The organism is Spirulina sp. 06S082 (assembly GCF_034932145.1).
GTDB lineage: Bacteria > Cyanobacteriota > Cyanobacteriia > Cyanobacteriales > Spirulinaceae > CCY15215.
Window position 1 is genome coordinate 1 of the sequence record NZ_JAYGHV010000282.1, and the last position, 22,982, is coordinate 22,982.

General features: G+C 44.4%; 20 protein-coding genes. 8 read left to right on the top strand and 12 right to left on the bottom strand.

What is annotated here, in order from left to right:
- Positions 1-75: 75 nt before the first annotated feature.
- Complete coding sequence (locus VB714_RS17065; protein ID WP_323225842.1) at positions 76-1,239, bottom strand: tetratricopeptide repeat protein; 1,164 nt, start codon at positions 1,237-1,239, stop codon at positions 76-78.
- Here VB714_RS17065 and VB714_RS17070 point away from each other — a divergent pair.
- Together VB714_RS17070 and VB714_RS17075 are read left to right on the top strand one after the other, a co-directional pair.
- Positions 1,229-1,783: a hypothetical protein gene (locus VB714_RS17070; protein ID WP_323225843.1), complete on the top strand. Its 555-nt coding sequence runs from the start codon at positions 1,229-1,231 to the stop codon at positions 1,781-1,783. The genes VB714_RS17065 and VB714_RS17070 overlap by 11 nt on opposite strands.
- 78 nt (positions 1,784-1,861) lie before the next feature.
- Positions 1,862-3,289, top strand: a complete 1,428-nt coding sequence (locus tag VB714_RS17075; protein WP_323225844.1) for a pentapeptide repeat-containing protein — start codon at positions 1,862-1,864, stop codon at positions 3,287-3,289.
- Between the two features lie 96 nt (positions 3,290-3,385).
- On the opposite strand, the gene VB714_RS17080 is transcribed toward VB714_RS17075, so the two are convergent.
- From VB714_RS17080 to VB714_RS17120, 9 genes are all read right to left on the bottom strand, one after another.
- Positions 3,386-4,816 (bottom strand): Dyp-type peroxidase, encoded by a 1,431-nt coding sequence (locus VB714_RS17080; protein WP_323225845.1) that lies wholly within the window; start codon positions 4,814-4,816, stop codon positions 3,386-3,388.
- 98 nt (positions 4,817-4,914) lie between these two features.
- Entirely contained in the window at positions 4,915-6,861 is a 1,947-nt protein-coding gene (locus tag VB714_RS17085; RefSeq protein ID WP_323225846.1) for a galactose oxidase early set domain-containing protein, read from the bottom strand.
- An 8-nt stretch (positions 6,862-6,869) separates the two neighbouring features.
- Entirely contained in the window at positions 6,870-7,889 is a 1,020-nt protein-coding gene (locus tag VB714_RS17090) for a sugar phosphate isomerase/epimerase family protein (RefSeq protein ID WP_323225847.1), read from the bottom strand.
- A 113-nt stretch (positions 7,890-8,002) separates the two neighbouring features.
- Entirely contained in the window at positions 8,003-8,395 is a 393-nt protein-coding gene (locus VB714_RS17095) for a YybH family protein (protein WP_323225848.1), read from the bottom strand.
- Positions 8,396-8,438: 43 nt separating this feature from the next.
- Positions 8,439-9,557 carry a myo-inosose-2 dehydratase gene (iolE, locus tag VB714_RS17100; RefSeq protein WP_323225849.1) on the bottom strand — a complete coding sequence of 373 codons (1,119 nt, stop codon included), beginning with the start codon at positions 9,555-9,557 and terminating at the stop codon, positions 8,439-8,441.
- Between the two features lie 41 nt (positions 9,558-9,598).
- Positions 9,599-10,279, bottom strand: coding sequence for a pentapeptide repeat-containing protein (locus VB714_RS17105; RefSeq protein WP_323225850.1), 681 nt, complete (start codon positions 10,277-10,279; stop codon positions 9,599-9,601).
- Positions 10,280-10,391: 112 nt separating this feature from the next.
- Positions 10,392-10,847 (bottom strand): hypothetical protein, encoded by a 456-nt coding sequence (locus VB714_RS17110; RefSeq protein WP_323225851.1) that lies wholly within the window; start codon positions 10,845-10,847, stop codon positions 10,392-10,394.
- Positions 10,848-10,893: 46 nt separating this feature from the next.
- Positions 10,894-11,982 (bottom strand): ferritin-like protein, encoded by a 1,089-nt coding sequence (locus VB714_RS17115; protein ID WP_323225852.1) that lies wholly within the window; start codon positions 11,980-11,982, stop codon positions 10,894-10,896.
- A gap of 53 nt (positions 11,983-12,035) precedes the next feature.
- On the bottom strand, positions 12,036-13,865 hold the full coding sequence (locus VB714_RS17120) for a GMC family oxidoreductase (RefSeq protein ID WP_416309722.1): 1,830 nt from the start codon (positions 13,863-13,865) through the stop codon (positions 12,036-12,038).
- Between the two features lie 477 nt (positions 13,866-14,342).
- On the opposite strand from VB714_RS17120, the gene VB714_RS17125 reads away from it, so the two are divergent.
- On the top strand, positions 14,343-16,142 hold the full coding sequence (locus VB714_RS17125; RefSeq protein WP_323225854.1) for a c-type cytochrome: 1,800 nt from the start codon (positions 14,343-14,345) through the stop codon (positions 16,140-16,142).
- 6 nt (positions 16,143-16,148) lie between these two features.
- Entirely contained in the window at positions 16,149-16,325 is a 177-nt protein-coding gene (locus VB714_RS17130; RefSeq protein WP_323225855.1) for a hypothetical protein, read from the top strand.
- Between the two features lie 568 nt (positions 16,326-16,893).
- On the opposite strand, the gene VB714_RS17135 is transcribed toward VB714_RS17130, so the two are convergent.
- On the bottom strand, positions 16,894-17,208 hold the full coding sequence (locus VB714_RS17135) for a hypothetical protein (RefSeq protein ID WP_323225856.1): 315 nt from the start codon (positions 17,206-17,208) through the stop codon (positions 16,894-16,896).
- Positions 17,209-17,441: 233 nt separating this feature from the next.
- On the opposite strand from VB714_RS17135, the gene VB714_RS17140 reads away from it, so the two are divergent.
- From VB714_RS17140 to VB714_RS17155, 4 genes are all read left to right on the top strand, one after another.
- Positions 17,442-19,499: an S-layer homology domain-containing protein gene (locus tag VB714_RS17140; RefSeq protein WP_323225857.1), complete on the top strand. Its 2,058-nt coding sequence runs from the start codon at positions 17,442-17,444 to the stop codon at positions 19,497-19,499.
- 180 nt (positions 19,500-19,679) lie between these two features.
- Positions 19,680-19,937: a hypothetical protein gene (locus tag VB714_RS17145; protein ID WP_323225858.1), complete on the top strand. Its 258-nt coding sequence runs from the start codon at positions 19,680-19,682 to the stop codon at positions 19,935-19,937.
- Positions 19,938-20,133: 196 nt separating this feature from the next.
- Positions 20,134-20,331, top strand: coding sequence for a heavy-metal-associated domain-containing protein (locus tag VB714_RS17150; protein ID WP_323225859.1), 198 nt, complete (start codon positions 20,134-20,136; stop codon positions 20,329-20,331).
- Positions 20,332-20,717: 386 nt separating this feature from the next.
- Positions 20,718-21,683, top strand: coding sequence for a GGDEF domain-containing protein (locus tag VB714_RS17155; protein ID WP_323225860.1), 966 nt, complete (start codon positions 20,718-20,720; stop codon positions 21,681-21,683).
- Positions 21,684-21,707: 24 nt separating this feature from the next.
- Here VB714_RS17155 and VB714_RS17160 read toward each other — a convergent pair whose 3' ends face one another.
- Complete coding sequence (locus VB714_RS17160; protein ID WP_323225861.1) at positions 21,708-22,919, bottom strand: M20 family metallopeptidase; 1,212 nt, start codon at positions 22,917-22,919, stop codon at positions 21,708-21,710.
- Positions 22,920-22,982: the final 63 nt, after the last annotated feature.

Here is a 22,982-nt window from a genome sequence, read left to right on the forward strand (position 1 = left end):
CCTGTTTGTCGGTTTTATATCTAGTGTAGTTATGGGACTGTTAATGCAGTTTCCGTGGCGAAAAAGCAAATCCCCTTAACGATCGCGCCAAAAATGCAAGCCACTATAAAGTTGAAAGGCTTGATCCCAAAGACTGGGTTTGCGTCGTTCGAGATCGATACGAGATTTGAGGCGATCGAGGGTTTCGCGGAAGTCGATCGCCGTCTCAGCAAAAATCGTAAAATCATCTCGAACCGGACATTTGCTTAAAGTATTATCTAAAAATTCCGTCAAATAATGCCAATTTTTACTCGCCGTTTCTCGTTCTCCAAGAGGCAAAGAAGTAGGTTTTGTGGCGAAAGTAACCCCTTTTTGAAATTGATAAGTGCGATCGCAAAAGCGAAGAATACAATTTCTCTGAGGTAGGTGCAGATCGCAAAAAGGAACGCTATCTTGTTTTTGAGTTTTACGCTGTAATTTGCGCCTCGCATCAAAAACCACCACCGACTCAAACAAAGGAATGCGCCCGATAACGCGCTGAGTAACTTCTGGCCAAGTGAAACTAAATTCTCCCTCCGATCCGGCACTACTTTTACAGCGTACTAGAATTTGAGAGTTGAGCATTTTAAAATAATGCACCTCCAACACCTGGATCGCCTCAATTTGACTCAAAGGGAAACAAAAACTGGGAATATTAACCTGTTGGAGACGGGAAACATAATAAATAAGTTCGCCCATTTTTCCAGGACGATATAGCCGCCATCCTCGTGTCGGTAAGCGCAAACGGGCGGTATAAGCATCCAAATTGACGATTTTACCAAAGGCCTTTGCCGCTTCTTGCTTCACTTCTGGGGCGATCGGTTCGAGAATTAAGACCCCTAAATTGTCCCCTCCTTGGCTTGTCACCGCCTTGGCGATCGCCTGTTCCTTTTGCGATCGCGCCGCCATTTCCAGGCGAGAAATTCCCTTGCGAATTTGGGCAATAAGTTTAGGATTCGTCGTTTTGGGTAAAAGATAAAGATAAATTTTTTCCGCAGCTTCTCGCTTCCCAAGTCCTTCCTGAATGCGCCCAGCATAAAATCGCACCCAAGGGTTCTTACCATCCTTGTCGATCAGGGGTTTTAAGAGTTTGGCCGCCCCCCGGTAATCTTGCCGCTTGATGGCTTCTGCAACGCGATCGAGCATGATTGAGATAAAGTGTTGTTGTTGTACTATCGGCTTGCGATTCAGTAATAGGGTTTTTTCTATTATGTCCTCCATCCCGTCAATTAGCTGTCAAATCCCCCAAGAATGGCTTGAAGCCATCGATCGCTATGCCTCCGAACGGGATCTGAATCAGTCTGATGTTCTCAAATTGGCGATCGCCTCTTTTCTTGAACTCGACTCTTCCTCTATTGTCCCAGAGTCGGATCGGTTAGCTGCCCTCACCAAACAGTTAACCCTCGTTAGCAAACAAGTTAAAAATCTGCACAAGCGCTTGAAAACCGTTGAACAGAAAGAGGAGTCAGTTAAATCGATCGCGCCGGCGATCGTGGAAACTGTAGAAGCAGAATTTGTCTCTCCCGAGTGGGATACCCCCAAATCTCACCCCGTAGATCTGGAAAATCTAGCCAAATCTGGACTAACCTTAGAAGAACTCTGCGACCTCAAACAACTCAACGCCGAGTCCGTGTCTACTCGAGCCCATAGAGCTACTTTACCCGTTGAAGCAGCGATGGAGTTAGCCACGGGGTGGCACTATCAGCCGAGGACACAACGGTATTATCCACCAATGGGGATCGGCGATCGGGGCAACGCATACTAACATGATGAAAAGTAGCAACGTGAATCGGTTTCCCCCCGTGATAGATTTGGGGTATCGGATTTCTAGGCTCAAAATCCCATGCACCAGAGAATTTTTGCATTTTTGCGCGATCGCCTTCCCTCGTTGAAAAAAAGAACATTTTACGCGCTTCTCTTTCTGATTACCTTTGTCGCGATCGCCCTGACAGCCCCCGCCGCGATCGCCTACAGTCGCAGAGATTTGGCACAGTTAAGAGACGAAAAAGCCTGCATTGGTTGTAATCTTCGTCGGGCACCCCTCGGGGGGGAAGATTTGCGCGGCGCGGATATTGAAGATGCCGATCTCTTACAGGCAGATTTCAAAGGGGCAAAATTAGAAGGGGTGAATTTATTAGGGGCGAATCTACGCCAAGCAGATTTCCGTAATTCTAATTTGGGTGCGGCAAATATGGAAGGGGCCAATTTGCAACAAGCACAACTTCCTGGCGTTTATATGTATCGAGTCAATTTAAAAAATGCCGATCTCCAACAAGCAAATTTAGAACGAGCCAATTTGACGGGGGCGAATTTAACTTTTGCGAATTTAACGGAAGCAAATATTGAAGATGGAACTTTAAAAAGTGCCAATTTTACCAAAGCTAATTTAGCCTTGGCGAATTTAAGTAATGCGAATTTGAAGAGTGCGAATTTATCTGGTGCAAGTTTAGTAGGAGCAAATCTACTCAGAACAACCCTACAGGATACTAATTTGCAAGGCACTCATTTAGGGGGGGCAAATCTATTTCGGACGAACTTTAAAGGTAGCCAAATCAGTAGCGAAACAGTTTTAGATAGTAAATGGTTATTGGTGTGGGAATTGGTTAATAAAAGGGTGTTAGGACGCGATTTAGCAGGAGCCGATCTCAGTGGCGCGAATTTGGAAGGGGTTAATTTAGAGGGAGCAAATTTAGAAGAGGTTAATTTAGAAGGGGCGTATCTTTTTATTACCAAGTTACGGGGTGCTAATCTCACGAGAACAAATTTTGCATCTTCGTTACTGGTTTATGCAGATATGAACAATACCGATCTAACCGCCGCTAATTTTATTGGCGCAGAATTACGCCATACAGACTTGCGCGGTGCTGATTTAACGGGGGCATATTTTGAAAATACAATCTTAACGGATGTGGACTTACGGGGTGCCAATTTAAGTTTAGTTGACTTTCGCGGTGCAACAATTAATCCTGGCACATTAATTGACGCGCGATCGGAACGAGTTGCAGAATTAATTAATCAGGGTGCAGAAGGAAAAAACTTGCGGGATGCTGATTTATCCTCTGCCTATTTAGCGGGAATGGATTTACGAGGCGCTATTTTAAGCGGGGCAAATTTAGAGGGTGCAAATTTGGAGGGTGCGGATTTAACCGGGGCAAAGTTAATCGATACTAATTTAAGGGATGCCAATCTAGACAATGCGATTTTAGAGAATGTTTTCTTCTGTCGCACGATTATGCCCGATGGAGAGGTGACTCCTTGCGATCGCCGATAAAATCGATCGCCAACTGGGAAAACTTTGCAACCAAGCAAGGCGATCGCATTTGAGTTGGGGAAGCATTCCTTTGTAAGCCGATTATCGAATCGAAGATTACGATAGGGGGATTCTCGGTATTTCTGCTAAATGGGTCAGGAAACTGATGCTAGGGGCAAAGAAATATTCCCCACCTTTCATCGAAACCCAAAGTTTAAAACTGTAATCCTGCGTCTCTTCTTCCCCCCATTTTTGCGGCCATTTTTGTGTGCCTTCGGGTTGACCGATTAAAGGATCGGGACCAACACCAACTTTAACAAAGCGAGTAGGATTTGCCCATCTCGACTGCATAAAATTAAACTGGTTTTCAATATTGGCTTGAAAACAAAGGAACAATAATCCCGACCCCGTTTCAGGTGTTTGATTCGGGTCGTTTTCTCCATAACTAACGGCGCGTCGGGCAATCCGATGATTTTTCTCGATCGCTAAAGCCTCATCATAACCGGGGGAAGACTCTACCCGACCCGTATCTCCGCGAGGATTGGTTTTGCGAATATGGGCGTGAAACGGACATTTTGTTGCTGCTACATCCTCATCATAATTAAAGTTATTGGTTGGGGTTACAGCATAGGTGGGAATATCGGATTTAGTGACAGGAGTTCCATCTGGAAAACGACCGATCGCGAAAGCCGCCGCTAAATCCTCTTTAATGTTTAAAGTTTGGGCAAGTTGTTGTCGATCTTGGCGAAATCCCTTAACATTTTGTTCGAGTTTTCGATAGACCAAATAACTACCGTAACTGTCTTCTGTTTTGCCATTGGGATCTTTAACCAGAATAACATTTAAGGAAGCTCGAGGATCCCATTGACTAAAATTGCAATCGTTAGTTTGCGCCCTGACAATATCTCGCTTGATAAATAGAGGCTGGCTGACCCCATCCACAAAGCCAAAATGTTCGACGATCTGTCCCGCTTTATTCCTGAGAATAAAGCCATCTTCTCGATGAAGAATGACAGCAACTTGACGCACTGCTTGGGCAATCTGGTTGACTGTTTGTAATAAATCGCTAAGATTGTCATCAGCGATTAAAATCAAGGCATGAATTTCATTCTGGAGACCTGTTTCCCACTGTTCGACTTTGGGATCTCCTAAAAAAGCTCGGATTTGCTCGTTCTTCATCCCCATGGTAAAAGGCCGATCTTTAGGAACTTGAAAAGGTTCAAAGCCCAATTTTTCATAGCCTTTACGAGTTAAGAAAAAATTCGCAAAAACACCTCCTGAAATTCCTTCTTGTCGATAGCATAAGGCTTCATCAGCCTGCTTCTGAGCGGATTTAACATAGGTTTGGGTAAAGTCTTGTATCCATTGTTTGGCGCGATCGCTTTGTTCGGGTTGCCATTGTAAAAAGAGATGCACGCTATAATCCCGTCCGTGTCCCTTCAAAATGTTTCCCTGTAAATCTTCAAGTAACCCTTGATATTTGCCAGGGTTATCGGGGTCGATTCCGGTTTCTGGGATATTGATTAAATCTTCTGGTCTGAGGGGCATAAGGTTATACCTTTTTCGTGAAGGTTGGCTACAAATTTTTGAGAGAAGGATTGAGAAAAATTGAGAAAAATTGAGAAAAATTGAGAAAAATTCTGTTATTATCCCTCAAGTTTCACCATTTTGGCGTGGGAAGGTTTCCCGATGTCATTGAGGTAAAACATCATGTAATATCCTGGAGGATAAAGATTGGCATTTTCCGGGGCGGTAAATGCCACTAAAGAACCATCTTTTAAGATTTCAATCGGCAACTGTGCTAACCGTTGACCATAATCAAAAGAATGGGTAATAGAGCCGAGTTTATTGAGAACAAGAGAAGCCGTTTTTGTACTATCCTTAACGGTAATGCTTCCCGGTTGACCATATTTGAGAATATCGGGGGCGCTGATAATTTCCGGACGGGGACCTGACTTAAATAAATAGGGAGGACTAAAGATTTCTCCTTTCCAAATTTCCGCCGGAACAAAGGGTTCTGGATCTCCTTCAACAAAATAATATTGCGGCTCTTTATAAAATGTTTTCACATCAAATTCTACAGCTTGACCGAATTTATCTTGTAACTGGGCAAATTTGAAAAAGGTGGTTTGATCGCCAACAACATCCACATGAACTTTTCCCTCTTCGTCTCGGGCGGCTCGATTGGCATTTCCACCTAAAACTAACACTCGAGCGTCGGGTAATAAAACGGCCCCATTATGATACAGTCTGGGATATTTAGCAGACTTTAATAATGTCGTTTTATAACCGGCTTCGGCAGTTTCATCGGGGGTCATTAGTAACGGTTTGTAAACGGGTTTATACTCCGGATATTCCCCCCCATTAATGACTAAAATTTCTTGGCTGGGCAAAATAACTGCTTGTAAGTTAGCCCTAGGGGGATTGAGAAAATCGGGAAAAATTTCCCATTTTCCATTCTTTTCACCGCTATTTTCCGGGGAAATCCAATGTTGCAAGCTGGTGGAAATTCTTGCTCCTGGAAATCCCGATGTATCGCCACCCCGGCCAAAACTAATACTATTGGTGCCGATAATCCCTCCTAAGAGTAATACTTCTTCAGAATTGGGAACTTGTAGGGCTGTGCCATAGGCTTTGCTGGTTTCCGCTCGATTTGGACCTCGTTCAAAGCTCACAGAAACTGCTCCGTCTTCTGCTTCTTCAATAGTCATTAAATAGCTTTTTTTGCTCAGATGAGGAACTAAAACTCCAGCAATACCCGCTTCATCTCCAGTGAGTAATAGTCGTCCATCAGCTAAGGGAAAAACACGAGGATAAAGATCGACACTATCGTAAACATCCTCATCTTCTACAAGGGTGTTAAAAGGACTGTTTCTAACGGTCGTAAGATCGATATAATGTAGTTTTTGGGTTTTGGGATCGTAAATTTCGATGCTGGGGTTAATTTGATTGGGTTCTCCCCATTTTAAACCGGAAAAAATGACAACTTTACCATCGGCGAGGGGAATTAAACTGGGATACCAACGCCCTTCTTGCATCTCTCCTAAGTTTTTCCAAGTCTCTGTTTGCCAATCATACAAGTTGATCTGTTTTGTCCCCGTAAAGGCTCCTCCAGGGTAATAACGTCCGGTTCCACCGATAAATAAAACATTACCATCGGCTAATTGGACGTGACCCGAACAAAAAAGGTCGTTTGTTGTTCCATTTTGTAGGGCTGGAGGGGAAGGAATGCGTTTGAATTCTCCTGTGCTGGGGTCGAGTAATCCTGTATTATCGATCGCCTCGTAGTTAGTAGGATCGATTCCTTCAATAAAAGCGTATTCGCCGTTTTCTTTAATGAGGGTACTGCGAAAACTACTACCATTTACCATTAAAACTTTACCATTGGGTAAAAGGGTTGTATGGACGGACTGGATGCGATCTCTCTGGGGAGGCATAGGGATAGTTTTCCACTGTCCCATTGTTTTTCTTCCTCCGGAGACAGAAGCGGCGATCGCCATATCCCCACCCCAGAAAATTGAGGATAAAGTGAGGAAAAATATCAAAAAGATGGAGATAATCCCTCTAGGTTTGGGTAATAATTGAATGATCATTGAATTATTTAAGAAAGCCCGATAACTTTTTTAACTTTTTTGATTTTCTGTTGGGTTTTTTGGATGGCTGCATCTGCAATATCGTAGGCATTGGGATAGCTATTGGGGGCATCTTCTCCTGGTATCCAAAACTTGCGTCGCGTCAAGCGTAGGGAGTTTGCAAAAGCGGGAATAGCATTAAAGATTTCTACGGCGATCGGTCCTTGATAGACTCGTAAAATGGGTTCTAGGAAAGATTGCCAAGATAGCCAACTGGTATGCAAAGCGCCGCGATCGGGGGGAGAAACTTGCACGTAATGCAATCTTCCTTCTGAGGCCAATTCGGCTACTTGGGTTTTAAATATCTCCGGACCTTCTCCATCTAGGGTTTCGTGAGCGCTATCAATTACTACCCCAACTTGTTTACTTTCTACTCCTTTGAGAAAGTCCATTAATTGCGACAATTTATTGGGTCCGGGAGTTTCCCAATGGGTAATTGGTTCGATCGCCAATTTAACGTTTTTCCCCGTAGCATATTCGCCGAGTTCATTGAGAATGGGTTGTGCTGCTTGATAGCGTACTGCAAGCAGATCTTGCAGGCGATCGCTCCAAATTGGCTCGTTAAAGTCTGTGGTGGGAAAAACGCCATAGGGAATGACAATAGGACCCATCATAATTTGACCCCTTAAAGCCGCCGTAATATCAACCCTAGATTTCAGATATTCTAGGGCTTTTTCCCGTTGTTGCAAGTAGGGAGAACTGGGATCGAAAGTGCGAGTTGCTCCTACATTTGTAGAAATTTTAACCTCACCTAATCCTTTCGAGTCCAAATAAGCCCGCAGCCCTGTATAATCTGCCAAATCTTTTGAGTAATTTGGGGTATTGCTGGGAGGAGCAATGGGAAATTCAAACCCACGATAACCAAAAGTTTGTAACTGTTGAATGCGCTCTACCACGGTTTGCCGATATGCCAAATTATCGGGCTGCATATCCGTGGTGAACATAAAAAAACTGAGGTAAATATCTGGCAAAGAGGGTGAGGTACTCATAAGTCGCTTTTTAATCGATTTCCAAAGTTTGCACATTAACCCGAATATTAGAGGTTAGTTTGATTTTTACTGCCGATCTTTCTAATCATCAGTAAATCAAGTGAATTAGACAATTAGAGGGGTTTGTTATTCCAAATTTGGCGGTCAATTTTCCATTCTCCACACTCTTTTTTCATTAACCAAAGAGCGCGAAATTTGGCCTGTTTAGAAGGGCTGTCATCTTCGGGATAAATGGTTGCCAGAGAGATGCCAATGACATAACCAAAATCCCCCATTACCTCAATTTCATCAGCCGTGAAAACCGGGTCGATGTCTTGATGGGCAATGCTCTCGGCAAACCCTGCCATAATATCTTCCCGACCGCAGCGATCGGGGACATTGGGAGCCATCCAGAGGGCATTTTCGGTGTACATATCGCCGTACCCCTCGATATTTTTGGTTCTCGTGTTTTCAGCATAGACTTCCTCGAAGACCCTTCTAATTTCGCTGCGATCGCGACTTTCCATTGCCTACCTCCTTTTATTTTGTGATTTTGTGACGGAAACCAACTTATAAACCTGTTGCTTTCTCCAGATAACAACGAGCCATTAACGCATATTGCAAAGGGTTGGCTTTGTTGGGGTCTTGTTCGGCTTCAACGATTAACCAACCTTGATAATTCACGTTGGCTAGGGTTTGTAAAATGGGGTTGAAGTCGATAACTCCCGCGCTATCTCCGGGGACGGTAAAAGAACCCGCGCGAATGGAGTCGAGAAAGCTCACTCCCGAGGCGATCGAGTCTTTTAATACCGACTCGCGGATGTTTTTCATGTGAACGTGCTTGATGCGATCGGCATATTTCGTTGTCAGTGCCTCAATTTCTGCGAGAATTTCAGTGGATGTTTTATTGGAGTCCTCGGCAATTGCATAGTAAAGGTGGCCTGTATCGAGAAGTAATTTGAGATATCGAGGATCGGTATTTTCCATTAAGCGATCGACATCTGCTGGGGTTTCGACTCCCGTTCCCACATGGGGATGGTACACCAACACCATCCCTGCATTGTAGGCTTGTTCTCCTAAATCATTTAATCCTGCCGTTAATTGATCCCATTGTTCGTTGCTAAAAATCGGTCGGTTGGGTAAAGGTGCGATGGGTTGTTGATGGACGGCTCCTCCCAGTTCGGCGACGACGATGGTATCTTCATCAAGGGACTGCATGAAGGCCATTTGTTCGTCAAAGATTCTTTGACTATCTGCGGCTGCACCAATGGTGAAAAATGTTCCCACCCACGGCTCGGAAATGGTGATATCCCGCAATGCCAACTCGCTTTTTAAGACTTCCATATCCTTGGGGAATTTGCCGGACATCTGTGAACCTTTAAAGCCAGCCAGTGCCATTTCGCTGAGAATCTGACGGTACTGGGTGGGGGGAACCGTATCGATGCTGGGATCGTCACTGTTGCTCCAACCTGTTGGGGTAATACCTAAACGCACTAAAGCAGGATCAAAAGTGGGGGCAATAGGAGTGGGATTTGAGGGACAAGCAAATTGCTTGTAAGCATCGCTGCTTGTATCGGCATGAGCGGGAAATGCAGGGGCGATCGCCATTAAGGTTGCCAAGACTGCGGCGATCGCGAAACGTCCGATTTTTTGCAACAAGGATTTACTGTTTCTGAGGATAGATATCATGAATGTCTCCGTTTTGAATGATTCCTTAGTTTGTGTTTGTCTCAATGATGTGCGCATTCATCTGCACCAAACTGGGCAACATCGCCGTTATAAATCGTACTATTCGGCATGATGGCGCGAAAGAGATCGACATCGCACAGATCCGCGTCTCTGAGATTAGTATTGATCAACCGAGACCGTCGCATCTGAGCATGATTTAAGTTAGCTCCCGTGAGAATTGCTCCCGTGAGAATCGTGTTATTAAAATTGGCATTGCTGCCATCTGCATCAGACAAATCCGCATTGGATAAAATGGCTGAGTCCAGATCCGCGTCCTTGAGATTCGCTTTCACTAAGGTGGCGCGATCGATCAGAACATTGTACAAATCTGCGTTGCGGAGCGTCGCATTGGTTAGATCCGCTTCTGATAAAGTTGTCCCCATGAGGATAGCATCAGACAAATCCGCTCCCGATAAATTCGCTCCTCGAAGTTTGGCATCATTGAGTAATGTTCCCGTGAGATTCGCTCCCGTGAGATTTACTCGTAGCATTGCACTACCGTATAAATCCATTTGAGATAAATCTGCCCCCGAGAGATCGCAGTCATTACACTCATTGGTTTTGAGTAAATGAGTGAGGTCACTTTGGTCATAAGCCCAAGCTGGCAAACTAAATAGGGTCAAGCTAACGATAACGGTCAGAGCGATCGCGCAAAGGGTGCGAAACCAAGATTTAATGTTCATGTTTGTGTTGGATTGGGGAAAACTAAAAAACTAAAGTGGGTTTGTTTGTAATGATTCGTCCAGACCGAGCCTTAATATCTAATCATTGAGACTTGATATCGCCCTCAGAAAGTTAACTCGGTTTGGCTGCGGGGGCGATGGATACGGGAGGAGCGCTCCAAGTCCCGTAGCCTGGCGGTTTGGCTGCGGGGGGATTAACCCCAATCGTCTTCCACAAGAGTCCTTCTGGATAGGCATAAGGAGCGACAATAAAAGTCGCATCATTAAGGCCAGCACCAAACATCTCGTGCCAGATGGGGGAAAGTTCTTCCCAAGTTGCGATATACCAGAGTTTGATGATATTCCTGGCGATCGGCCCTAGTTTGGGGGACACCAGAATCGGATCTAAACCGCGATCGTGAAAAATTTGCAACAATTCTGCAAACATCTCCCCACCAATGATGCCGCGCACGGTATCAAAGTAAAGGGATGTTTGTCCGGTTCCTAGCAAATCAAACCGAGAAAATCCGGTAGCGACGATGGAGAAATCCAAGAAATACTCCATAAATTCGGGCGCATCAATATTCACTCGTTATTTACCTCCACAAAATTTGAGCTTTAGGGTTTAATCTGCGTTACTGGGGGGGATCTAAGCGATAAATTGGCGCCGCATGGCATCCATCTTGCCGCCCCGGAATGGGGTTGCGAATCAAACTATTCGCCAATTCTTTGAGCCGGAACATTCCTCCTACGGCGGGAAGCAGTTTGTCAGGATGACCGTTAAAGGAGAATTCAAGTTGTGCGAGGAACTGACTGTAGGCTTGCTGGAACTCTTGAGCGTGAGTATAGACCTCCGTGCCTTGAGGATAATCCTCCAGTTTCGCATTCTCCAAGACGGGATAAACGGCATCCCAATCCACGGTAAAGGTTCCACCTGTGGGGCGATCGGGTTCGTCCGACTCTAGTGGATTGTTCTTATCTACTACATAGTATTGACCCAATTCTAGTTGTTGAAAACGATAGTAGTGAGAAAGTTCTCTTTCTGCATCGTAGATCGCTCCGATTCTGGAGCCTTCCCCTTGCTCTTGAATGACTTTTAAGGCGCGGATGGCAGAGCGAATATCTGTCACGGGAATGACTTCTCCTGCGCCATTATAGTAGTATTCCGGGGTAATTTGCTTGTTCGGATCGCCACAGAAGAGGGCATCTCCCATCTCGCGATGCAGTTCTTGCATACCCCGGATCACCTCTGCATAAAACAGCCCGATACTGTAGAAACCTTGGGTGGGATCGAGGCCGAGAATCCGCAACCATGAGTGTTTTCGCGGTAAAACTAAGGGTGCATCTTCCGGCACTTCCTTGGAACGTTCGATCTTGAGAAATGTCTGTACGGTTTCTGGGGAAAACTTACTGACATTCACTTCAAAATCTGTTTCTCCGGTGGGTAGCTTGGTCGGATAGGTGGGAATAAAATTATCGGCTGTCAATGTTCCTTGTATGTTCCCCCCCACGGCATTGAAGACATTGGCGGCCAAGGTCAAATGAAGCATTTCCTCTACGGCCACGGCGCGAATAATGTGAAATGCGTCTAGATTCGCGCCTGGTTTAAGGGAGTAAAGGGCAGTTAGGTAAGGGGGAAGGGTTGCGTGTTCGATCGCCATGCCCTGAATCAGATAGTAACGCAGGTCATCAATCGTTTTAATCAACCTTAATCGATCGCTCATCAGTCATTCCTCTGTTGGCAATATTTTTGTGATGTTCTAATTGTGAATTGGTATTAGGTATTCAAGTCCCGCAGCATTTCTTCGGAGGCTCGGAAACTTAAGGCCGCAATACTTAAGGTCGTATTGGAAGTGCCAATGGTGGGCATACTTCCGGAACCGAGGAGATAGAGATTCTCGTGATCCCAAGACCGCAGATGAGAATTTACCACGGAGTTGTCTTTCGTCGTTCCCATAACATGAGTTCCCGAAAAGTGGTTTCCGCCCCGAAACCAGTAGCCTTCTCCTTCGTACTCAAAGTAGGCAGGATCTGATGCGTCGTAGTGGGTATGGTCTTCTGCACCCAAGCGATCGAAGATCGTCCGAGAAAGATTACGGGCAGAGGCCATGGCCTTTTTGCAATAATCGGGGATATTAAAATGAATGACGGGACGATAAATTCCCAGTTGATCTTTGTATTGGGGATCGATGGTGACTCGGTTATTGGCATCGGCGGGTAATTCGCACATGAAGGCTAACAGAAGTTGCCGCGAGATGCGATCGATCAGTTCCTCACGCAGTGCAACTCCGTATTTCCTTTGATTATCAATGGCATCCTGCACGATGTTATTTACACCGGTACCCGACCAGCCCCAACCGTCATTATGAATATCAATCCCAAATGCCGATTGTTGCTGGCGAAGATTGCCTGTGCGAAAGGAGGCGATACCGGATGTGACGAGGGGTCCGCGCATAGTACCGGTGCGTTCGGGCATTAATGCCCAAGCGAGGAGGAAGGGGTGATCCATAAGATTGCAACCCATTAACCCACTGGTGCTAGGTAGTCCGGAAGCCAGCATGAGTTTCGCATTTTCCACTGCATTAGCGGCTAAGACAAATAAACGACCCCTGGCGGTACCAACGGTATGTTCGGGAGAGTTCTTATTTTGATAGTGCTTGTAGTGAATGGCGGTAACGCGACCGGTTTCGTTATCAATTTCTACTTGGGAGGCGACGGCTTTGGGAAGGAGATGGACGCGATCGGGAAAAGCGATGGTATTTAAGGTTTTACGGGCATCATATTTGGCTTGAACCGGACAGATGGAGACGCAGTTGGCGTTCCCTTGGCAACGTTCTCCATATTCTACCGGATTTTTACTGGCCACGCCATCGGGAACGAAGTCATAACCATTGTTGTAATTGCGATAGTCAGGGTTCGGGATGCTATTGCGACCTTGGGGAAAGGTACTGAGTTTTAGGAGAATGGTTTCGCCATGGAGTTCAACTGTTGTCCCGTGAATTTTTTCGCTAACTTTCTTATCTAAGTAAGAAGGAGGAAGTTCTTTCATCGGCAAGACATAACCATCGATAAAGCGGATGCCTAGCTCTTTTTGCTCTCCTGTGTTCCCCGAAACCCCAATCTCATATTCTGCTTTACGGTAGTAGGGCATCAGTTCGTCATAGGTTATGGGCCAGTCCAAACCTTGTCCGTACTTACTGCGTAACTCAAAATCTTCGGGGATCATCCGGAGGGTTTTTCCTTCCCAGTGCATGGTCGTACCACCTAGGATTCGGGTATAAGAACCGCTCAGGGGTAGGGGACCTTTTTCTTCAAAATAGCCATTCGCACCATCCGTGGGGCTAAGAGCATTGGGATTTAAAGGATAAGGGGCGTTGGCATTCTTTTCCAAAGCACCGTAGAAAGTTTCAACGTAACTCTGAAAACCTTCAAGGGTTAAACCCTCACCGGTTCCTGCCTCAAGAATTAGGACGGTTTTCCCCTGTTCGCTCAATTCTTTGGCAACAATTGCTCCGGCAACCCCTGCACCGACAATAACAACATCATACTCAGTGTTTGAGACGGTTGTTCTGTCAACGAGGTTTACCATCGTTTTGCTTTGATTCATCGCTTTTTTGTTCTCAAGGTTTACCCATAATTTTGTGAGCCATGTGAATCTAGTGAAAAATATCCTCTCACTAGATATTTTTCACTAGATATCTTTTTATCTGCCGGAATGAAAAAGATATCGAACAGGTTTACTCTGAATAGTATTCTATTGTAAATCTCTTTACCAAGGTGATTATAACAGGGTAAATTTTGAAACTACAATGAGTAAAAATACTCAATAAGAGAAACAAGAAAAAATTGCAACACTCAGAGAATTCGTCAAGCAAGAGCAATATCAAAATGCGATCGTAGAAAATTAAAAAATGTGAACCTTGTTTGAAATTAACTGAAGGTAGTGTAATTTGGGAACGAGTCGGTCATATCACTTACTTTAAAAGTTAGGTTATGCCATACGGCGAACTGCAAATCAATCTTATCAGCGATGATTGTCGCGATCGCCCACAACCTACAAATTTTCCGCGCTTAAGGAGAACCCATGACTAAATTGAAACGGATGCTACTCGCACTGAGTAGCACACTACTGTTGGTGGGTAGTATTTTCACATTCAATGCAAGTGCTTTGGCACAGACCAATGCAATTACCCCAGAAGTTAACATCGACCAACAAACCTTGTTAAATGGGGATTATACCCTGCGTAAAGTCTTAGAATCGGGGGAACAGTTTTTCAGCGTTCCTTTTACGCCCTATGATGGCAAAACTGGGGATGGAATGGGAGAGGCTCGAATTCCTTCCGGTCCAAAATCTGCCCAGAGGGAAGCCTTTTATCCCCATGCCGATATTAACTTCCTGAAGCTCAATGGTTTGGGGGCGCAAAGCTGTTTTGAGTGCCACAATACCATCGGCACTTATCACGCACCCGGTACGGAAAGTCAAGCAATGGTGCGTAAACCCGGCGGGACGGGGGGGACGGCTGGATTTGCCTCTAACGCTTTCATTAATGGTGATTTTCCCAACCCCTTGACGGAAATCATCCGCAATTCCCCTCATGCCTTTGGGAGTGGGTATGTTCAGGAATTGGCAAACCAAATTACTCATGAGTTGCAAAGCATTAAATCCCTCACTCATAATCTAGCTCAACGAAGCCCCGGAAAGAACGTTTCACAGTCTCTCGACTTCTCTCGTGCCGTTAGTTCCGACAACTATAACACTTACAACGTCGGGTATGGACTTTTTTCTTCAACTTACAATCCTAACACCGGGCAATTTACTGACGATACCAGCCAAGTTAGGGGAGTGGCAACAGATTTAGTTGTTCGTCCCTTCCAATGGAAGGGGATCGCTTCCAGTCTTCGGCACTTTGTCCGCGATGCGCTCAATTTCCATTTCAGTATGCAAGCCTCGGAAAAATTCGGTCACTTCGATTGCGATCGCGATGGCAAAATTGACGAAATGACGGTGGGGAATGTCACGGCCTTAACCTCATTTGTAGCTATGATCCGTCCTCCCACACAAGTTATTCCCTCCGGAAAAGAGGATGTAGTCGCTCGGGGGCAACAACTTTTCGGACAAACTTGTGCGAGTTGTCACATTCCAAAACTGAGAATTCAGTCACCTCTGACAACATTAATTGCCAACCCAAACCAAAATCCAGATCAAATTCTTAATTGTCCCGGAGGTGGAGGCGGCAATTCTTCAATTATTATCCCCGAACCTTCAACCGAATCTTTAGCGGTAATCCGACAGTTCAAAGCATCCGGAATAGAGGGACGCTTAGAAGAAGCTGTTCGGATCTCAAACTTGAATGAAAATTCTTCACCAGAAGCAGTACAAAACCTGCTAGAAGAGTCGTTCCGTTCTGTTGCGCCAACAGCTTTTGACTCGAGTGCATTGGGTTATACACTTCATTTAACTCCAACCGCAGCAGACAATTTACCCAATTATGTCTATCCGCGTCTACCTGAAACACAGCTATTATTTGCGGACAACGTCATTAATGTACCGCTCTATAGCGATTTAAGACTCCATGATATGGGTGAAGGTCTCTCGGATACCGTGGAACAACAGACGGATGTTCAAGGCATTAAAATTCCTGCCCGTCAATTCTTAACACGACCTTTGTGGGGGGTTGCGGATAGCGGTCCTTGGCTGCATGACGGTCGCGCTCGGGATCTCAAAGAGGCGATCTTAATGCACGAAAGTGAGGGAAGCGAGGCAAATCCTGCAATTGAAGCATTCAAAAACTTGGGTTCCGATGGGCAAGAAGCAATTATTGCTTTCCTCGAAACCTTACAATTGCCTCCCCTGCCTAATAATGCTTTACCTCTGCCTAAATAATTACATTTGACAGACAATTTTTCGAGTTTCACCGCGATCGCTTTGTCTGGGCGATCGCGTCCTCTCTACAAACTCGCTGCAGCCCTTATGCTTGTTTGCACTCGAATCATTGAGGGTATAGCGATACAGTACATTCTCGCTCTTGTCCTGCAAAATATCCTTGGGCGATCGATTTCCTCATAATGCTCAGGTATTATCGGGTAGGGAATCAGGATCGATCCCATTCTCTAGGAGTAGTTGTCGGAGGCGATCGCATTTTGCTCTCATAAAGCAATTCGATAAGCGCGATCGTATTACTTTTCATTACTCCGAAGTGGTATATGGCATTTGACAAGTATTTCAGGGATTTTAGGAATTAATCAGAGTGGATATATTGAGCCTAATTTGGGGCTTCGTCAATACACTTTTCCGCAGTCAGAAAACAGTTATGGAAAACTCCAGAAATCTGTTTGTCTATTTGATTTTTATACAGTGAATGAAAATGAATTTATTTACACATTTGACAAATGGAGATGTTTCTTCTCTCACCATAAACCATTTACAATAGTTTTAGAACTAAATCATGAGTATCTTCAGCCAGATATTATCCAAAATCGTTTTGCACGCGAAGATGTAGGCTATAAAAAAATGTGGATTCCTTATGTAGAAGTATGGTATCCAAAGGAAATTCCGATCTCTGCAATAACACGTTATTTTGTTATTCCTACCTGTGAAAAATATGAATTTACAGCCTTAATCTCTCAATATTGTTTTAATCCATTTCCAACAATGCTGAAGCGATCGCACCGATACCAAAAGCAAAAACCATAGGTATAGGGCATTTAAAGAAAAAACTTAAACCAATACTGCCCAAGGTAGATAGTACTGCAGTTCCGATGACAACTTGTTCCTCTCGACACCATCCTTTATGTGACTTAATCGTTTTGAGAATAGAGGAAGGGATCGGCTCCGGCATCACCGCATGAGGAGGAAACGCCCAATAGTTACCCGATCGCTCTCGATATAAATCCGTCCAACCGTTTTCCATACACCATTCATCGATCCATTGTTGTTGGTAGTGTCTCATAGTTAATTCTCAATAATTTCAGGTCAAGTTTAAGGAAGTATTAACAGCCGTAAAGGGATATTGAGGTCATTTTTTAGCTTGAATGTAGAGAAAATCCTAGCAACTCCTGCCCGCGATCGCGCCAGAAAGAATAGGAAACTTTACATTTTCCGGCAATCTTAACCATTCTTTTCCTTTTCAGGCTGTTCCTTCGTCCCTTAAAATGAAGCGGGAATCATCTCGAAGAACTAATTATGACGACGTTTTATGTTAATCCAGTAACGGGAAATGATAGGGGAAATGGCAGTAGCAGTGCGCCTTTTAAAACCTTCACTCGCGCCCTCGATCGCGCCCTCCCGAAAACGACGATTTACCTCGCACCGGGAACCTACAGCACTACCACCCAAGAAAAATTCCCCCTCGTCGTCTCTACGGGAGTTACAGTCATCGGACAGGAAGCGGATAAAGGAGAAAATATTATTTTATTGGGAGGAGGAGAATATAATAGTCCCACCTTTCAACGGCAAAATATCGCTGTTTTGCTAGAAGAGCGATCGCAGTTACGGGGTGTCACGGTTAGCAATCCAGGCACGAAGGGGATCGGAGTATGGATTGAATCTACCTCTCCTTTACTCGCCAGCAGTACCCTCACCAATTGCGCTTTAGCAGGGGTTGTAGTCACGGGAAATGGCAAACCTTTACTACGGGATAATCGCGTCATTCGCAACACCTCTACAGGGATTTTTCTGCGGCGCAATGCCAAAGGAGAAGTACGCCGCAATGAATGCGAACAAACGGGTTATGGTATTACTATTAGTGATGATAGCGCCCCTTTGTTGGCAGATAATCGTTTGAGTAATAATCGGGCTGGAGCATACTTATCCCACCGCGCCAAACCCGTGCTGCGACGTAATGCTATTGAAAAGAATACGATCGCGGGAATTGTAATGAAGGATGAAGCGGAACCAGACTTAGGGAGTTCTCAAGACCCTGCTTTAAACCAGATTCGCAATAATGCCCGAGTCGATCTGCAAAATGAAACCAAGTTTGAGTTAATTTCCGCCGGAAATGAACTCAACCCCCAACGAGTTTTGGGTAAAGTTGTTTTTGCCGATCTCGAAGTAGATACGGGTAGTTCGGGACCGACCCAGTTTCGGGATGTAGAAGGACATTGGGGGACGGATTTTATCGATGGGTTGGTACAGCGAGATATTTTGCGAGGGTTTCCTGACGGGAGTTTTCAACCGGAAGGGAAACTATCTCGGGTTGCTTATGCTGCGGCGATCGCCAAGGCTTTTAACCTACCCCGACAGTTAGGGACTCGGCGCGGTTTTCGCGATGTTCCTAGCAATTATTGGGGGGCGGCGGCAATTCTCAATGCAACGGAAATGGGCTTTATTTCTGGGTTTGGCGATGGCACCTTTCGCCCCAATACTAATTTAACGCGGGTGCAAGCATTAGTTTCTTTAGTGAGCGGATTGGGATTGACGGGGGGAAACTTAGATGTTTTGGGACTGTATCGCGATCGCGCTCAAATTCCCAGTTATGCTTTGATGGCGGTGGCGATCGCCACCGAGAAGCGCTTAGTCACTAATTATCCCGATCTGGGTCGCTTAAATCCCTTACGAGAGATTTCGCGATCGGAGTTGGCAGCATTTCTTTATCAAGCCCTAGTTGCAACAGGACAAGCAACCCCAGTTTCTTCCTCTTATTTGGTCAACCCAGATCCTTATTTACCCTCCTTTATTGATACTAGCGAACATTGGGCGCAAGATTTTATCCGCCGTCTGGCTAGTGCAGAATTAGTGAGTGGGTTTGGGGATGGTCGCTTTAAGCCAGACGATCCCATCAACCGCGCCCAATATGCGGCTTTATTGGTCAAAGCCCTGAATCCCCCTGCAATTCGTCCGGCGGGGCAATTCCTCGATGTTGGGGCAAATTTTTGGGGTTTAGATGCTATTAATCGCGCCTATCAAGCGGGGTTTATTTCTGGCTTTCCCGATCGCACCTTTCACCCCGACCAACAGTTACAACGTTTGCATCTATTAGTCTCCTTAGCCGGTGGTTTGGGGCTATCGGGAGGGGATGAAAGTATTTTAAATCAGTATAGCGATCGCGCAGACATCCCCGCTTATGCCACCAGCGCGATCGCCGCAGCTACGCGATCGCGCCTGGTTGTCAATTATCCGACCCCCGATCGCCTACTCCCCAAACAAAATGCAACTCGGGCGGAAGCGGCGGCGGCAATTTATCAGGTATTAGTACATCAAGGGAAAATGAACGCGATCGCATCTCCTTATATTGCGACCTAAATCCAGTAGGCGATCGTTAATTCTCTATTTTAGGATATCCTTTGAAATAATTATTTTCATAGCAATATTCCGCTATAGTTTTTATTATTAACTGGCGATCGCCTCATCCTCTTAGACATTTTAGACATTTTTGATATTTTTTGGCACAATTATAGATAAGACCAATCAACAATTATTTTAATGATCGACCCTCAACAATCTGAAATTCAATTTTTGACATCCGCAGAATCCGCAGATGTGGATGCAGCCTTGCTCTCTTCCTCCGAGAAATTCCTGACCCGCCTGACTATTTCTTCTCTTAGATTGTTAAAAGTTATTGCTAAAGATTACAAAATTTCAATTGAAGAATTAACGCACCAACAGATTTTACAATGGTTTGAAAAAGATAGCAAAATTCGTAAAGAACAAGGAAAAGATGCAGCCGTTTTAAAATGGTAAGAAAAAATAATACAGTTTTTCAGAGTCTTGAATTTTCCCCGAACAAATTCGACCCCTAAATTTCATTACTCCGGCAAAAAGTTGCTTTTTAAGTTAAAATTGGCTTCTCACTGCCAATAACAGTCAATAGAGATCGCCTTCTTCGCCTTTTGGCAGCGATCTCGAGAATCAAAAATCCAAGAGGTACTATCAATCTATGAGCGTTCAAATTAAAGTTCCCAGTATGATGTGTGAGACGTGCGTTAACGCTATCAGCACCGAAATAAAAGCAAATTTGCCCGAAGCCAAGATTGTTGCCGATTTAGAGAGTAAAATGGTAACAGTGGATACAAACGCCTCAAAAACTGCGATCGCAGAAATGATCGCAGCAGCAGGTCACGAAACTGAAAATTAGGGTGTTAAACTGTCTTTGACCAACAGCATCTTTGAGCAACAAAGTTAATTAGGTTTTATCCCAAAAACAACCCATCGAAGACTGTCCAGAGGAAACCAGAAAAAATAAGGTCTTGGACTCGAGTAATAAAACGAGTCCGCGATCGCTGACTTAAGAGGTTGAAAAATTTACGTCAACTTCAAAAAACAACAACCTTTTTTGAAGTTAGCGTGAAGATTCAGCAAGATTGTGCATTTATGCCAGAAAAAAGAGTTTCCTCCCATGTAAATTAATTTAGAGTGGGAAACAAAGCGGTGATTACAACGTACAAAAACGAGGGTGAGATAAAAAATTATTCTCTATCTCCACATTCCCAAAAATGCGATCGTCTAGACCGAAAGACTGGTATGAATGTCTCTGTCTTACTAATTGGGAGTAAAAATTTTATAACAACTTTTCTCGAACGATACGAGACACCCATTGTCGCAGCGATCGAGTCCACCTCTAAAGCTGAAATTATTGCTGGTGTAGGTCAATATCAGCCGGATATCGTCTTAATTGAAACCGATCTTCTCAGAATTGCCGGATTGTGTTGCGAGATCAAAAAAAACAATTCCTTGGGTTTGGTATATTGTATTGCAGTTGAATATTATTGTTCTACTAACATCCTCCAGAGAGAACCCTCAAAACATCTACTGGAAACTGCTAAAGCCATTGAAAATCATGCCGATGCTTATCTTCAATTTTCAGGCTTAGATTCTTCTATTAATCAAAATATTGAAGCAGAAAAACGATTATTATTGGCCTATCTTCAAGTTGCTTACCGTCAAGTTCAGCAATATCGAGAACTCTTGAAAACTAACGATTTTCTTTCCTCTATTGCTCTTGCTGATGCTCTCACAGATTTAAGCAATCGTCGCGCTCTCGAGTGGGATTTACCTCGACAAGTTGAAAAAGCAAGAAAGAAAAATATTCCTCTCAGTTTGGCAATTTTAGATGTTGATTATTTTAAATCTGTGAACGATAATCATGGACATTTGGTAGGCGATCGCATTTTGCAACTTCTCGCTCACCGTCTGCGAAATAATATTCGAGAACAAGATACTGTTTTCCGCTACGGAGGTGAAGAATTTGTGATTCTCTTTCAGCAAACCAATACAGATACTGCTATGGCGATCGCCCATCGGTTATGCCAAATTATTAGTGGTACTCCTTTTAATATCGATCGCAATTTAATTTTATCCCTCACCATTAGTCTAGGATTATCTTCTCTTCAACCTGAAGACGACGATCGCGGTAGAATGCTGCTCAAACGTGCCGATCTTAATCTGCTCAAAGCAAAATCATCCGGTAGAGATCGGGTTGTTGGATAATGAGTAATCCCTGCGTAATTTTAATTAACAGCAGAATTTTTCAACGCAGCGAGCAAACATTTCTACCCCCAAACATAAGACACTTTCATCGAAATCAAAGCGAGGATGATGATGAGGATAAGCCAGTCCTTTTTCAGAATTCGCCGACCCGAGAAAAAAGTAACATCCTGGCACTTCTTTGAGAAAATAAGACATATCTTCCGATGCCATTGTTTGACATTCTGGAACAACACCAACGGGAGTTTCTAAGACTTCAAACGCGACAGAACGAACCAGATCGGCAATTTTGCTATCATTGATAGTGGGAGGATACAATCGTGTATAATCTAGATCGTAGGTTGCTCCGTAGGTTCGACAAATTCCCGCAATAATTTCTTCCAGTCGTTGAGGAAGAAATAAGCCGAGGTCGGGGTTAAAATATCTGATAGTTCCAGTAAGACGAGCCGTATCTGCGATCGCATTTTTTGCGGTTCCTGCGTGTAATTCTCCCACTGTCACCACTGCTGATTCAAGAGGGCTAATATTGCGGGAAACAATCGTTTGTAAAGCCATAACAATTTGAGCGCTAATAACCACAGCATCGATGGTTTGGTGAGGAATTGCACCATGTCCTCCTTTACCGAGAATGGTACAGCTAAACAGTTCTGAAGCCGCCATTAATGCCCCCGATCGCACCCCAATTGTTCCTAAAGGTAAACTATTCCAAAGATGTAATCCGATAATCGCATCAACGTCAGGATTTTTTAATATCCCCGCTTCAATAAGAGGTTTTGCGCCACCAGGAGACTCTTCCGCAGGTTGAAAAATAATCTTCACAGTACCATTGAAATCCTCGCGATGTTGAGAGAGGTAAAAGGCAATTCCAAGGGCGATCGCGCTATGTCCATCATGACCGCAAGCGTGCATAATTCCCTCATGTTGAGAACGATAGGAAACCTCATTTTCTTCTTGAATGGGTAAAGCATCCATGTCCGCACGAATAGCAAACACCTTTCCCCCATTCTTGCCCGCGATCGTTGCCACAATTCCCGTTTTTGCGATTCCGGTTTGGTGTTCGATTCCCCATTCTCGCAGTTTTTTGGCGATAAATTCCGCCGTTATTTCTTCTTGAAAACCCAATTCGGGAAATTGATGTAAATGTCGCCGCCACTCCACCAATTGAGGTTGTAAAGTGCGAATATCTAAACGAATTTGCGACCAGCGATCGAGATTAGTCGTGGGCAATGTAGAGACCATCTTAATATTGGGTTATTAACTTAAATTTTATTTTATCTAAAATACTAATAATAAAGTAAAAGG